Annotated in this window: 13 protein-coding genes and 1 tRNA gene; 1 reads left to right on the plus strand and 13 read right to left on the minus strand. The window is 39.6% G+C overall.

Annotation, left to right across the window (positions count from 1 at the left end; all coding sequences use genetic code 11):
- Nucleotides 1-19 precede the first annotated feature (19 nt).
- The 13 genes from HXT30_RS02865 to HXT30_RS02925 form a co-directional block, all read right to left on the minus strand.
- Entirely contained in the window at nucleotides 20-1,348 is a 1,329-nt protein-coding gene (locus HXT30_RS02865; protein ID WP_422111791.1) for a DUF6350 family protein, read from the minus strand.
- 95 nt (nucleotides 1,349-1,443) lie between these two features.
- Nucleotides 1,444-2,025, minus strand: a complete 582-nt coding sequence (locus HXT30_RS02870; protein WP_004130797.1) for an adenine phosphoribosyltransferase — start codon at nucleotides 2,023-2,025, stop codon at nucleotides 1,444-1,446.
- Between the two features lie 17 nt (nucleotides 2,026-2,042).
- Nucleotides 2,043-2,468 carry a preprotein translocase subunit YajC gene (gene yajC / locus HXT30_RS02875; protein WP_422111792.1) on the minus strand — a complete coding sequence of 142 codons (426 nt, stop codon included), beginning with the start codon at nucleotides 2,466-2,468 and terminating at the stop codon, nucleotides 2,043-2,045.
- Nucleotides 2,469-2,536: 68 nt separating this feature from the next.
- A complete protein-coding gene (gene ruvB / locus HXT30_RS02880) occupies nucleotides 2,537-3,616 on the minus strand; it encodes a Holliday junction branch migration DNA helicase RuvB (RefSeq protein ID WP_016635290.1) in 1,080 nt (359 codons plus the stop codon).
- A 5-nt stretch (nucleotides 3,617-3,621) separates the two neighbouring features.
- The gene (gene ruvA / locus HXT30_RS02885) at nucleotides 3,622-4,260 is read right to left on the minus strand and encodes a Holliday junction branch migration protein RuvA (protein ID WP_016635289.1); all 639 of its coding nucleotides are present in this window, start codon (nucleotides 4,258-4,260) and stop codon (nucleotides 3,622-3,624) included.
- 60 nt (nucleotides 4,261-4,320) lie between these two features.
- Nucleotides 4,321-4,902 carry a crossover junction endodeoxyribonuclease RuvC gene (gene ruvC, locus HXT30_RS02890; protein WP_004133171.1) on the minus strand — a complete coding sequence of 194 codons (582 nt, stop codon included), beginning with the start codon at nucleotides 4,900-4,902 and terminating at the stop codon, nucleotides 4,321-4,323.
- Between the two features lie 6 nt (nucleotides 4,903-4,908).
- A complete protein-coding gene (locus tag HXT30_RS02895; protein WP_004113651.1) occupies nucleotides 4,909-5,667 on the minus strand; it encodes a YebC/PmpR family DNA-binding transcriptional regulator in 759 nt (252 codons plus the stop codon).
- A 76-nt stretch (nucleotides 5,668-5,743) separates the two neighbouring features.
- A complete protein-coding gene (locus HXT30_RS02900) occupies nucleotides 5,744-6,394 on the minus strand; it encodes a CDP-alcohol phosphatidyltransferase family protein (protein WP_004133174.1) in 651 nt (216 codons plus the stop codon).
- A gap of 149 nt (nucleotides 6,395-6,543) precedes the next feature.
- Nucleotides 6,544-6,614, minus strand: a tRNA-Gln gene (locus HXT30_RS02905).
- Nucleotides 6,615-6,700: 86 nt separating this feature from the next.
- Nucleotides 6,701-7,723 carry a ribose-phosphate diphosphokinase gene (locus HXT30_RS02910; RefSeq protein ID WP_016635287.1) on the minus strand — a complete coding sequence of 341 codons (1,023 nt, stop codon included), beginning with the start codon at nucleotides 7,721-7,723 and terminating at the stop codon, nucleotides 6,701-6,703.
- A 148-nt stretch (nucleotides 7,724-7,871) separates the two neighbouring features.
- The gene (gene nadD, locus HXT30_RS02915; RefSeq protein ID WP_018639219.1) at nucleotides 7,872-8,651 is read right to left on the minus strand and encodes a nicotinate-nucleotide adenylyltransferase; all 780 of its coding nucleotides are present in this window, start codon (nucleotides 8,649-8,651) and stop codon (nucleotides 7,872-7,874) included.
- A 54-nt stretch (nucleotides 8,652-8,705) separates the two neighbouring features.
- A complete protein-coding gene (locus tag HXT30_RS02920; RefSeq protein WP_421779068.1) occupies nucleotides 8,706-9,290 on the minus strand; it encodes a phosphoribosylglycinamide synthetase in 585 nt (194 codons plus the stop codon).
- A gap of 16 nt (nucleotides 9,291-9,306) precedes the next feature.
- The gene (locus tag HXT30_RS02925) at nucleotides 9,307-10,665 is read right to left on the minus strand and encodes a glutamate-5-semialdehyde dehydrogenase (protein ID WP_421779066.1); all 1,359 of its coding nucleotides are present in this window, start codon (nucleotides 10,663-10,665) and stop codon (nucleotides 9,307-9,309) included.
- A 72-nt stretch (nucleotides 10,666-10,737) separates the two neighbouring features.
- Here HXT30_RS02925 and thrC point away from each other — a divergent pair, with 72 nt between their 5' ends.
- The gene (gene thrC, locus HXT30_RS02930; RefSeq protein ID WP_421779064.1) at nucleotides 10,738-12,255 is read left to right on the plus strand and encodes a threonine synthase; all 1,518 of its coding nucleotides are present in this window, start codon (nucleotides 10,738-10,740) and stop codon (nucleotides 12,253-12,255) included.
- The last annotated feature ends 3 nt before the right edge of the window (nucleotides 12,256-12,258 follow it).

Below are 12,258 nucleotides of genomic sequence, written 5' to 3' on the forward strand. Positions count from 1 at the left end.
CCTTGTGTTGGATGAGGATTTATTTTTTATTAGCTTTTGAGCTGACTGTTCTAGTTGACTCAAGATTACTAGTTTCAGTTTTGCTCTCAAGCAAAGGTTGATTTTCGGATAAAATTTTATTGCTTAAAAGTCGAATACCAACTATTATTGCGCAAACAAAAAGAATAACAAGCCAAGCAAAGCCAAAACCGTATAATGTTAAATGGCCTAAAGATCGAAGACTTCTACTTACATTAACTCCAACATGTGCTAATCTAAATCTTCCCAAACTACCATTCGCAAATAGAAGCAATACACTCATAACAAGTATTATTGCCATGCAAGACGCTACTAGAACTATTGCAGATTGAACAAATGCAAAAGCTGTTTTCTTCCAGTCTACTTTATTGTTATCAAATATGATTCTAAGGTTGCACAACTTTGAGTACAAAATTATAAACGATGCCAAAATAGCGCACAAAACAAACAATATACTAACCGAAGCTGTTCTATAGAATGAATCTTTTATAGCGTCTGGGAATATTGCAAAAAGTGGAATAGGTGGTAACGATTTTTTGCTAACAGAAAAAATACTAAAGCTTGCAATATCTCCAATGTTGAATCCTGCTCCAGAAATCCAAGATAATGCCCATAGTGCAATATTCGGCAACCACACTAAACAGGCAATAGATGTTAAAATCCTAGAACCGATTTGCATTCCTAGCTTAGAAAATGCAATCTCAACGTTGCTTGAACCAACTACACACCAAAAGATGATTGTTAAAAGTGCAACAATTGCGTAAATAACTAAAACACTTACAGAGCAATAAAAACAGATTTTTGCACATTTAATTATTCGCTCAGAAAAATGCTTTGTCAACTTTTGTTTTATTTGTGCAAACGTAGAAGAATATGGAAAAACAGCAATCATCATAGCCAAAATATACACACAAACACTTTTTAGCAATATTATTGGCAAAGAATCCAACAACTCAATATTAGTATTTTGGGATATTACATAATTTGCAAAAACCCAAACAAATAATCCTATTGAATTGGCTAATTGACCGCCTTTTAGCTTTCTCATTGCAATTGCAAGAGACGAAACTAAAAGAATTGTTAATCCAAGAGGAATAATCGTAAGAACAAAATCGTCAAAACCAAGACCAACACCTTGTGCAAAAAGAAGTACGGCCCATGTTAAAGACATTGATGAATCAGAAAGATTACCAGTTCCTTCTTCAATCGAAATTACTAAAAGCGTTAAAGACATAAACAACCCAACAATAAGAGCAAAAACAAAAATAGCTATTGCTGGAATAGCTAAACCCTTCAAAACGCTAATAAGAGAAGATTTTAGTTTTTTCAAAATTGTTCCTCCCCTACGTTCTTAAAGTTTAGACTTGGATTATTTTGGATTATCTATGTATTTAACGCTTTTCCTAAAACTATTATTTGCTGTGTTTAAGCTGGCATTTTCATTAAGCTAGAGCACTTATAGGATTGCAAGTCGCTCATTCCGTTAATGCCCGTTAGTTCCATTACAAAGCAGAACCCAGCAACAACACCTTCGGATCTTTCAACAAGCCTTGCAGCAGCTTTTGCGGTTCCTCCTGTTGCAATCAAATCATCAACAATAAGAACACGCTGGCCAGGTTTAATCGAGTCTTTTTCAATCTCGATTTTAGCTTCTCCATATTCAAGAGAATACGATTCGCTAATAACTTCTGGCGGCAACTTCCCTGCTTTTCTTACGGCAACAAAACCCTTATTTAAGCGTGCAGCTAATACTGGGCCAAATAAGAATCCACGAGCTTCAAGACCTGCAACTAAATCAAAAGAATCTTTAGAAACTGGCAAAGAATCAACAAGTGACTCAATAAGAATGTTCATACCACGAGCATCTGCAAATACTGGTAGAAAATCGCGAAAAACAATCTTTGGATTAGGGAATCCTGGAATTGTGCGAACAAGAGATGCTAAATAATTAGCATCTTCACTACTAACATTCTTTAGAGGCTTTACCGTAATATCAGTTGTTGTCATAATCCTAGCGTTCTATTCTAGTTTTCTTTATTTTCATTAGATTCGCTAGATTCTTGAACCTCGTTAGATTCATTGGATTCTTGCGATTCCTGCGATTCGTTATCTTCTGCGCTATCTGCATTATTAGCGCCTTCGGCACTATCTTCTTTATCGTAGCTATTAAAATCTACGCGAACGTAAACCCTGTTAACAGCACGGAAAGATACGCGAAGCAGACTACCTTCTGAATCTAAAACAATCTCTTCGTGATCTGCATCAACGCTAACAACTTTACCAATAATTCCGCCAATGGTTATAACCTCAACGCCAGGCTTTAACGAATCATGGAAAGAACGCAATTCAGTTTGGCGCTTTTTCATGTTACGAGATTGGAACCACATGATACCAACCATGGAAATTACAAGAACAATAAGCATGCCATACTGTTGAAAGAATTGGGGCACAATAAACTCCTTAAGTTATCCAACCCTAAGACGGCAAAACACCGTCCAAATCAACTATTTTATGTTATCTATCTGACATTATCGGGTGCTTTAAGACCTAAATGTTGCCAAGCTTTTTCAGTTGCAACTCTGCCTTTAGGTGTTCTAACAAGAAAGCCTTCTCGAACCAAATATGGTTCACAAACTGTTTCTACAGTTTCCGACTCTTCTCCAACCATTGCAGCCAAGTTATTAAGCCCTACAGGACCACCATTAAATTGAACCACAATAGCTTTTAGAACAGCAATATCTAAACGATCAAGGCCTTGAGTATCTATTTGATACAAAGATAAAGCATCGATTACAGACTCGCGATTTACTTCTTTAAGATTATGGACTACTGCCCAATCTCTAACACGCCTCAAAAGTCTGTTTGCAATCCTAGGAGTTCCCCTAGAACGCAAAGCAAGCTCTTTTGCCGCTTGGCCTGCAAGATTTACGCCTAAAAGTGCGGAAGAACGCTCAATAAGCTTCTCTAGCTCTTCGTGAGGATAAAAATCCAAGTGAGCAGTAAAACCAAAACGCGCTCTAAGAGGAGAAGGAAGCATGCCTTCTCTAGTAGTTGCGCCAACAACCGTAAAATGAGGCAAAGTAAGCGGTATAGAAGACGCTCCAGGCCCTTTTCCAACCATAACGTCTACTCGAAAATCTTCCATAGCGATATAAAGCAACTCTTCTGCAGCGCGAGGAAGTCTATGAATCTCATCAATAAACAACACTTCACCTGTATCTAAAGAGCTTAAAATCGATGCTAAATCCCCAGCATGTTGAATAGCAGGGCCAGAAGTAACTCGAATAGAAACGCCTAATTCGTTAGCAACAATCATTGCTAAAGTTGTTTTTCCAAGACCAGGAGGACCTGCAAGAAGCATATGATCGGGAGGAACATTACGCAATCTTGCAGCATCCAAAAAAAGTTGCAATTGCGCTTTTAATAAAGGCTGACCAATAAAACCATCCAGAGCATGAGGACGCAACTCCTCATCACTAATTTGCTCGTTTTCTATAGCACTAGAAGATACTATTCTTAATGAATCTTCTGATACGCCAGTATTAACAGATTGCACGTTGTTGATTTTCTCACTGTTGATTTTCTCGCCAAAACTCATAATCGTCACCTGCCTCTATCCAGCGAAGACAAAGCCATGCGCAAAACTGTTGGCATATCTTCATCTCTAATTGGCAAAGAAATATGCTCTTGTTTACAAACGCTTTCCACTGCTTTTTGAGCATCAAACTGCTTCCAGCCTAAAGACATCAATCCAACAACAACTTTTTGCATAGAAGAATCAATAAAATCGCTTATATTCTTGTTTACATTTTTATCCATGCTATCTTGTGCTAATAAAGACACGTCAATAGAGCCTTTAAGCTCGAGGATAATTTTTTGTGCACCCTTTTTTCCCAACCCAGGAGCGGAAGAAAGCGCAGAAACATCTGAATCCGCAATAGCCTTAATCAAACGATCTACGCTTAATGTTGAAAGCAAAGAAAGAGCTACTTTAGGACCCACTCCACTAACTTTTTGTTGAATTTGAAGAAAAATACGCTTTGCAGCCATACTTGTAAAACCATAGAGCGTAATAGCATCTTGACTAACTTGCAAAGACGTATAAACTCTAACTTCTTGACCTTCGCGCAAAGATGATAAATCTGACGAAGGCATATATACCTCGTAGCCAACGCCACAAACACAGACAAGCGCACAACGCGAATCGATAGATTCCACTACGCCATTAAGCATACCGATCATCAGCGCTCACCTTTCAAAATAAATCCCTACAGCCTATAGAACATCTGTTCTATAAACATCCTACATACCTCGCCCGACAGAACTTGATCCGCGCGCCGCACGCAAAGACTCAGCCCACTTTCTTTGAGCATCTGTTAAATGCTGCTCTCGCTCTCCTCCTTGCAATGCGCCTGCAGGCCTAAGAGCATGGCAAATAGCTTGAGCTAAAGCATCGGCAGCATCTGCAGGAGTTGGTAAAACATTAAGATTCAAAAGACGCGCAACCATGCGCTCTACTTGCTCTTTGCCAGCACTGCCACTGCCTGCAACAGCAAGTTTAACTTCCGTTGGAGTGTGTAAAGCAACAGGAATACCCCTTTGAGCTGCAACAAGCATAGCGATTCCTGCAACTTGAGCAGTTCCAAGCACCGTATTTCGATTTTCTTGAGCAAACACGCGCTCAATCGAAACAACATCTGGCGAAAACCTCTCGATTTTCTCCACAAGACCATTGTAAATTTCTAGCAATCTTAAATCTTGAGAAGTTTTTGGATTGCTTCTTAAAACATCGACGTGAATAAAAGAAAGCCGACGAGAAACGCCGGCTTCAATCACGCCGACCCCGCAGCGAGTAAGCCCGGGGTCAACGCCCAAAATCATCATTGGAAACTATTCTGCTTCCTCAAGCTGAGCCATAACTTCATCCGAAGCAGTCCAGTTGCTATAAATATTTTGAACATCGTCCAAATCATCGAGATTGTCAATCAAGCGAGACACCTTTTGAGCATCTTCAAAGCTCAACTCAACCTCGTTATTTGGATGCATAACGATTTCTGCAGAATCGTAGTCAAAACCAGCATCTTGCAAAGCCTTACGAACAGTTACCAAATCGCTAGAATCCGTGTATACGGAATACACGTCTCCATCGTCTGCAACGTCTTCAGCACCTGCTTCTGCAGCAATATCAAAAAGCTTGCTATAGTCAACACCTTCGCTAGGAACTTCAATCAAGCCCTTGCGCTCAAAGTTAAAGCTCACAGAACCACTTGTAGCCAAAGAGCCATTGCCCTTTGTAAGAGTGGAACGAACATCTGCTGCAGCGCGATTACGATTATCTGTAAGGCACTCAATAATCAAGCCAACGCCTGCAGGAGCATAGCCTTCGTAAACAATCTCTTCGTAGTTTGCGCCGCCTGCTTCTTCTCCAGAGCCACGCTTAACAGCACGCTTAATGTTGTCTGCTGGCATAGAAGCTTTCTTAGCTTTAACGATTGCATCGTACAAAGTTGGGTTACCATCTGGGTCTCCACCACCAAGACGAGCTGCGATTTCAATATTCTTAATAAGCTTGGCGAAAAGCTTGCCGCGCTTTGCGTCGATAGCGGCCTTCTTGTGCTTTGTGGTCGCCCACTTGGAATGACCTGACATGATACTCCTAAAAAGTGTACGGTTACGTAAACGTGATGATTTTAATGCGCTTTAGCGACAAATCACCAAATTGAATTTATTTAAGCAAATTTTTAACTTCAAAAATGCGCTGAAAAACAGTTATAGCTCCACCAATGCAAAGAATAATCATTGCCAAGCAAAGCCACAATAACCAACCCGTTAATCCGCTTAATCCCATTGAAACTAGAATTATTGCAACTCTATCGGCGCGAGTAATCAATCCTTTTTTAGCGTCTACTCCAACAGACTCGCCTCTTGCTCTCGCATATGACGTTACAAAAGCAAACATCATAGATACTAGCGAGCACACTAATCCGCAATATCTCAAAAAATTATTCACGTAAAATGGCAAATATAAGCAAATGTTTAGATTATTTGCGCGATATAAACAAATGCAAACACAAGCAAAAAGCGACCAATCTGCAATTCTATCTAGAGTTGAATCTAAAAATGCGCCAAATTTAGTGCCACCATTCTTGTTTGTTAAAGCAGCAACAGAGCCATCTAAAGCGTCTGCAAGAACAAAAATCGTAAGCAAAATAGTGCCAATAAAAAGCTGGCCGCTTATAGAAATAAAAACAGAAGTTGCAACAAGTGCAATGGTGCCAAAAATCGTAACACTGTTAGCGCTACATCCAAATTTAACAAGAAGCTTTGCGATTGGCAAAATAACACGTTTGAATCCACTTCTTAAAGATTCCAACATATTAAGCCTTTCTTTGATTCAAATATAATCATTCAAACACAGCGCTCAAACACGAGTATTCAAACACGAGTATTCAAACACAAATCACTTCTAAACTCATCACCGCGTTAACAAAAACGCCGCTTAAAACTAAGCGGCGCTAATTCTAGCTCCCTCACCTGGATTCGAACCAAGACAAAGGGTTCCAAAGACCCGTGTGCTGCCATTACACCATGAGGGAACGGCGGAAAAAACCGCCAAGTCACTATTATGCCACAACAATCAAAATCGTCAAGCTTGGCGTGGCGAAATAGGATTTATGCAAATTTATGCAAACAAAAACCCTTTTCCGTGGTGCTCTGGGTATGTGTCAAACAGCTTTGCAACAGACCCATCTTCAAACACAGCTTTAATAGCGCTTGCCAAAAGTGGAGCAATAGAAAGAACCGTCAACCCATCCCAACGCTTTTCTTGTGGAATTGGAACAGTATCTGTTAACACAACTTCTCTAGCTCCGCAATTCTTTAATCGCTCAACTGCAGGTCCAGAAAGAACTCCGTGCGTTGCAACAACAGTTACAGACTTAGCGCCAGCATCTTTAAGAACATTGCAAGCACCTGCGATCGTTCCAGCAGTATCGATTAAATCGTCTACCATAACGCAATCGCGACCAGCAACATCACCAACTACACGATTTGCAACAGCTTGATTTGGACGCGTAATATCTCTAGTCTTATGAACAAAAGCCAATGGGCCTCCGCCCAATCTTTGCGCCCACTGTTCTGCAACACGAATTCGCCCTGCATCTGGCGAAACAACGGTAACATTGCCTAAATCTTCGCTAAAGCGATCCCTTACATAGTCCACCAAAACTGGCATAGCAATCAAATGATCTACAGGACCATCAAAGAATCCTTGCGATTGCGCAGCATGCAAATCAACGCTCATAATGCGATCTGCGCCTGCTGTTTTAAGTAAATCAAACATCAAGCGGCAAGAAATAGGCTCACGACCGCGATGCTTTTTATCTTGTCTAGAATATCCAAGCAACGGGCACACAGCGGTAATAGAACGAGCAGACGCGCGCTTTAATGCATCAATCATAATTAACTGTTCCATAATGGACTTATTAACAGGGTCACTATGACTTTGCAACACAAACACGTCTGTTCCTCGCACAGACTGAGTGTAACGAACATACATCTCGCCATTAGCAAAATCGTATGCCGTTGTTTCCAATACTTCTATACCAAGCTGATTCGCAACATCTTTAGCAAGCTTAGGATGCGCGCGACCAGTTACGAGAACAAGGTTTTTATCTGGCTTTCCTTCAAGGACGATGCTCACCATATCTCCAAACGCTAGTTCGCTAACAGTCCACAAAAATCGGACTGAGTTCAATACTATCTATTTGCGCAGACTATAACAATTAAGCCGTTTCATACATAACAAATGCTTGCAAACAGTTGCAAATCCTTACAAAAAACATTACAAATCATTACAAATCGCGTATGTATAAACCGTGTTTAACAATGTATTGAACAACGCCGTCTGGAACCAAATACCAAACTGGCTCCCCATGCTCTGCACGCTTGCGAACATCTGTTGAAGAAATTGCCAACGCTGGAATCTCCAATATGTCAACTGGAAAACGATGATTGTGACAATTAATCATATCGTCGCAAGAATCGTAAGACGCGGAACGAGCCTCAATTTGTGTAAACTTTTCTGGACTTGCATACCCTGGACGTGTAACTGCAACAAATCTAGCCAAACTCCATAATTCTCTAGCATTTTTCCATTGCATAATCTCTGCAATAGCGTCTGCTCCAGTAATAAAGAAAAGCTCCGCGTCTGGGTGTTGTGCGCGAATGTCTCGAAGCGTATCGATTGTGTAAGTAACGCCAGGCCTATCAATATCCACTCTAGAAACTGTAAATTTTGGATTTGAAGCTGTTGCGATTACAGTCATCAAATATCTGTCTTCTGCATTTGTGACTTTTTTGTCTAGCTTAAAAACAGGCTTTCCAGTAGGAACAAAAATAACTTCGTCTAAATCATAAACCCACGCAACTTCGGAAGCTGCTACCAAGTGGCCATTATGAATCGGATCAAAAGTGCCACCCATAATTCCTATGCGCGGATGTTGATGAACATTTCCTCTTGCAGAGTGCTTAAGCCTAGAAGAATTTGCCGAAACTGGCACACTAGCTTGACTTTGGTCAAAAGAACCTTGGAACAAATCCGACATTCTGCGTTCTGTAGATGAATCACTCATTTAAACAAAATCCCATTTTATTTTAAATTAGTCGCATTTTATGCATTAGATACATTATGCGTTAGCTGCATCTGCCGCATCATCTGCTTTAACTTCATCAATTACGCTGGAAGCAACATTTGCTTTATCTGGATTAATGTTCCCCATTTCTTCATTCCACTCATCTTGAACAACGCGCTTAATTTCTTCAAACGTTGGAAGAGCAAAATCAGGCTGGAAAACACCTCTAATGTTTGCAACACACTCCGTAATCTCTACAAGAACTTCGCTCATATTGTCTATAAGACTAGCGCGCTCAAGCTTACTAAATTCAGCTATATTGCTTTCCATTTTTTGCAAATTCTTATTAACTTCATCTATTGTTTCGCTATTTTCTGGCGTAACAACATCTCGATTATCTCTATCTGGCCAACCCATTAAAACAGCGTCAGCATACTCAAGAGAAGACCTTTGACTTGCAGAAGCAATCCCATCTTCTATTTGAACTAAAAACACGTAACGAACAATAGACAATCTTTCTGCTGCAACATCTAAAGCATCAAGCACATTAGAAGCACCTACACCGTTAGATAAGCTTAGATCCTCGTTTGATTGATTTTTAGCAATTTTAGACGATTGTGATTGTGATGTATCAGGCATATTCTTAACCTTACTCTTAAGCCCTTATTTGTCCTTGCCCGTAGCCGATCCACTTTGTAGTTGTCATCTCTACTAAGCCCATTGGCCCTCTTGCATGCAACTTTTGAGTGGAAATTCCAAGCTCCGCTCCAAAACCAAATTCGCCGCCGTCTGTAAACCTTGTTGAAGCATTTACCATAACAACCGCGCTGTCTATTGACGAAACAAACTCATTAATCGTTAAGTAGTCTTGCGCAATAATCGTTTCCGTGTGACCCGTTGAATATTTTGAAATATGATTAATGGCATCCTTAACACCATCTACAACTTTTACTCCGATTTGCAAAGACAAGTATTCCGTAGACCAATCTTCATTATTTGCATGCTCTAGTTTAATGCCACTTATATTTGCGGATGATAAAATATTGTATGATTCTTCATCAGCATGAATCAAAACATTACGATTCGCTAATTCACTTGCGACTTTTGGAAGAAAATCTTTAGCAATGCTTTTATCTACAAGTAATTTTTCTGCAGCGTTACAAACTCCGACTCGTTGCGTTTTTGCGTTTATAATAATCGGAATTGCTTGACTAAAGTTTGCTGTTTTATCTACATAAATATGAACGTTTCCAGCACCAGTTTCTATGACTGGGACTGTTGATTCCTTAACAACTGCCGCGATTAGATTTGCGCTTCCTCTAGGAACAAGAACATCAATATGACCATGAGCGTGCATCATTGACGTTGCGCCGCTTCTGCCTAAATCATCAACGGATTCTATAAGATTTTCACTTACACCAAAATCTTTTAAGACTTGCTTTAACACACTAATAGTTGCGCGATTTGTGCATTCTGCTGCACTTCCGCCTCTTAAAATTACAGCATTTGAAGATTTTACGCACAAAGACGCAACGTCAACAGTTACATTTGGTCTAGCTTCGTAAATCATTCCCATTACGCCAATTGGTACTCTTACTTGAGAAAGTCTAATACCATTTTCCAGCGTGTATCCTCGAACAATTTGACCAACAGGATCTTGCAATTGTGCTATTTTTCTAACGCTTTGAGCTGATTTAACTATTCTTTCTTTGTTAAACACAAGTCTGTCTAGTTTTCCAGCATCCATACCATTTTTTTGCGCTTTTTCTAAGTCTTGCTTGTTTGCTTTTTCAATAAATTCTGCGTTATTTTCAAGAGAATCAGCAATAGCATTTAAAAGATTGTTCTTAAAAGTGGCATTAGCTTTAGCAAATTCTCTTTGTGCGATTCGCGCATCATCTGCTCTAGAAAAAACAATAGAATCTGTAGAGTCCCCATGCTCTTTAGAACTATTGACTTGCTCACTATTATGCGTTTCGTCAAACTTTGTATTGAGATTAATCATATTGAACATATTAGCAATAGCAGTGCTTAGGCTCCAACGCTTCGGGTATTATGTATAACAATTGACACAAATGGAGGAATCATGGCAGAAAACACTACGAATGCAGTTATGTTTCACAGCACTAGGTCTAACTCTAAAACCTACACTTCGAAGCAAGCTATTCGTAGAGGCATAGCAGAAGATGGTGGCCTGTTTGTTACGGATTGCCTTGGTGAAACTCGCTACAATATTTCTAATATTGTTGGAAAATCTTATAAGCAAATCGCTAAAGATGTTCTTCAAATCCTCCTTCCAGATTTTACTTCTAGCGAGCTTGATGAGTGCGTTGAAAATGCTTATGGAGATCAATGGGAAGATTGCGAAATTACTCCATTAAAGCAGCTTGGCACTAACAATGATTTTGTTTTAGAGCTTTTCCACGGTCCTACTTGCGCTTTTAAAGATGTTGCTTTGCAAATTTTGCCACAATTTATTCGTTGCTCAAAAAATGCTTCTGACTCTAGCCAAAACGTTATGATTCTTACAGCTACTTCGGGAGATACAGGCAAAGCTGCGCTAGCTGGCTTTGCAAATGTTGAAGGCACTTCTATGGTCACTTTTTACCCAGAAGGCAAAGTAAGTAAAGTTCAAGAATTGCAAATGACAACTCAAAGCGGAAGTAACGTAAAAGTTTGCGCTGTTAGAGGTAATTTTGACGACACTCAAAGCAGCGTTAAGCAAATCTTTACTAACGACTCAATTAATGAATCGATTAAGAACAACAATAATGCTTTGCTTTCTTCTGCTAATTCGATTAATATAGGCAGGCTTATTCCTCAAGTTGTTTACTACTTTTACGCTTATTCTAAGCTTGTTGAACGCGGATCTATAAAGCTTGGAGACGAAGTGGAATTTTGCGTTCCAAGTGGCAATTTTGGCAATATTCTTGCTGGATATTATGCAAAAATGCTTGGTCTTCCTGTAAAGCACTTGATTGTTGCAAGCAATAGCAACAATGTTTTGTTTGACTTTTTGGTTAGCGGAACATATAACAAGATTCGACCTTTCCATCAAACGGTTGCGCCTTCTATGGATATTCTTGTTTCTTCTAATTTGGAACGCATGCTTTACTACATGTGCAATAAAGATACGCGACTTTTGCAAATGCTTATGAATGATTTGCAACAATGGGGCGCTTTTGAAGTACCAGAAGACGTGCTTTCTAAAATTCGAGAACTTTTTGGATGCGGATGGGCAAACGAGGATCAAATTCGCGATTCCATAAAAGAATGCTGGAATAAGCATAATTATGTTATTGACCCACATACTGCTTGCGGATACTTTGTTATGAGCCATATTCCTCATGATTCTAGTGTTCCTCGCGTTCTTTTAAGCACTGCAAGCCCGTATAAGTTCCCTAGAGTTGTTTGCGAATCTTTAGGCTTAAATGTTGAAGGATTAGATGATTTTGCTTGCATGGATTTGCTAGAAAGAAAAACTTCTACAAACGCTCCTAAAATGCTTAGCGAACTTAAGAATAAAACAGCTAGATTCAACGATGTTATTAATGTTGAAGATATGCCAGATTACGTTCTTAAGTGCGCTAACGAAATCTGCTAAGTC

The organism is Gardnerella sp. DNF00571G, from assembly GCF_049262695.1.
In the GTDB taxonomy this organism is placed as follows: Bacteria; Actinomycetota; Actinomycetes; order Actinomycetales; family Bifidobacteriaceae; genus Bifidobacterium; species Bifidobacterium piotii.

What these genes read in the sequence shown, in the direction of transcription:
- HXT30_RS02870 (WP_004130797.1), bottom strand. Translation starts at nt 2,025, where the DNA reads ATGACAACAACTGATATTACGGTAAAGCCTCTAAAGAATGTTAGTAGT.
- ruvB (WP_016635290.1), bottom strand. Translation starts at nt 3,616, where the DNA reads ATGAGTTTTGGCGAGAAAATCAACAGTGAGAAAATCAACAACGTGCAA.
- ruvA (WP_016635289.1), bottom strand. Translation starts at nt 4,260, where the DNA reads ATGATCGGTATGCTTAATGGCGTAGTGGAATCTATCGATTCGCGTTGT.
- ruvC (WP_004133171.1), bottom strand. Translation starts at nt 4,902, where the DNA reads ATGATGATTTTGGGCGTTGACCCCGGGCTTACTCGCTGCGGGGTCGGC.
- HXT30_RS02895 (WP_004113651.1), bottom strand. Translation starts at nt 5,667, where the DNA reads ATGTCAGGTCATTCCAAGTGGGCGACCACAAAGCACAAGAAGGCCGCT.
- HXT30_RS02900 (WP_004133174.1), bottom strand. Translation starts at nt 6,394, where the DNA reads ATGTTGGAATCTTTAAGAAGTGGATTCAAACGTGTTATTTTGCCAATC.
- HXT30_RS02910 (WP_016635287.1), bottom strand. Translation starts at nt 7,723, where the DNA reads ATGGTGAGCATCGTCCTTGAAGGAAAGCCAGATAAAAACCTTGTTCTC.
- nadD (WP_018639219.1), bottom strand. Translation starts at nt 8,651, where the DNA reads ATGAGTGATTCATCTACAGAACGCAGAATGTCGGATTTGTTCCAAGGT.
- HXT30_RS02920 (WP_421779068.1), bottom strand. Translation starts at nt 9,290, where the DNA reads ATGCCTGATACATCACAATCACAATCGTCTAAAATTGCTAAAAATCAA.
- HXT30_RS02925 (WP_421779066.1), bottom strand. Translation starts at nt 10,665, where the DNA reads ATGTTCAATATGATTAATCTCAATACAAAGTTTGACGAAACGCATAAT.
- thrC (WP_421779064.1), top strand. Translation starts at nt 10,738, where the DNA reads ATGGCAGAAAACACTACGAATGCAGTTATGTTTCACAGCACTAGGTCT.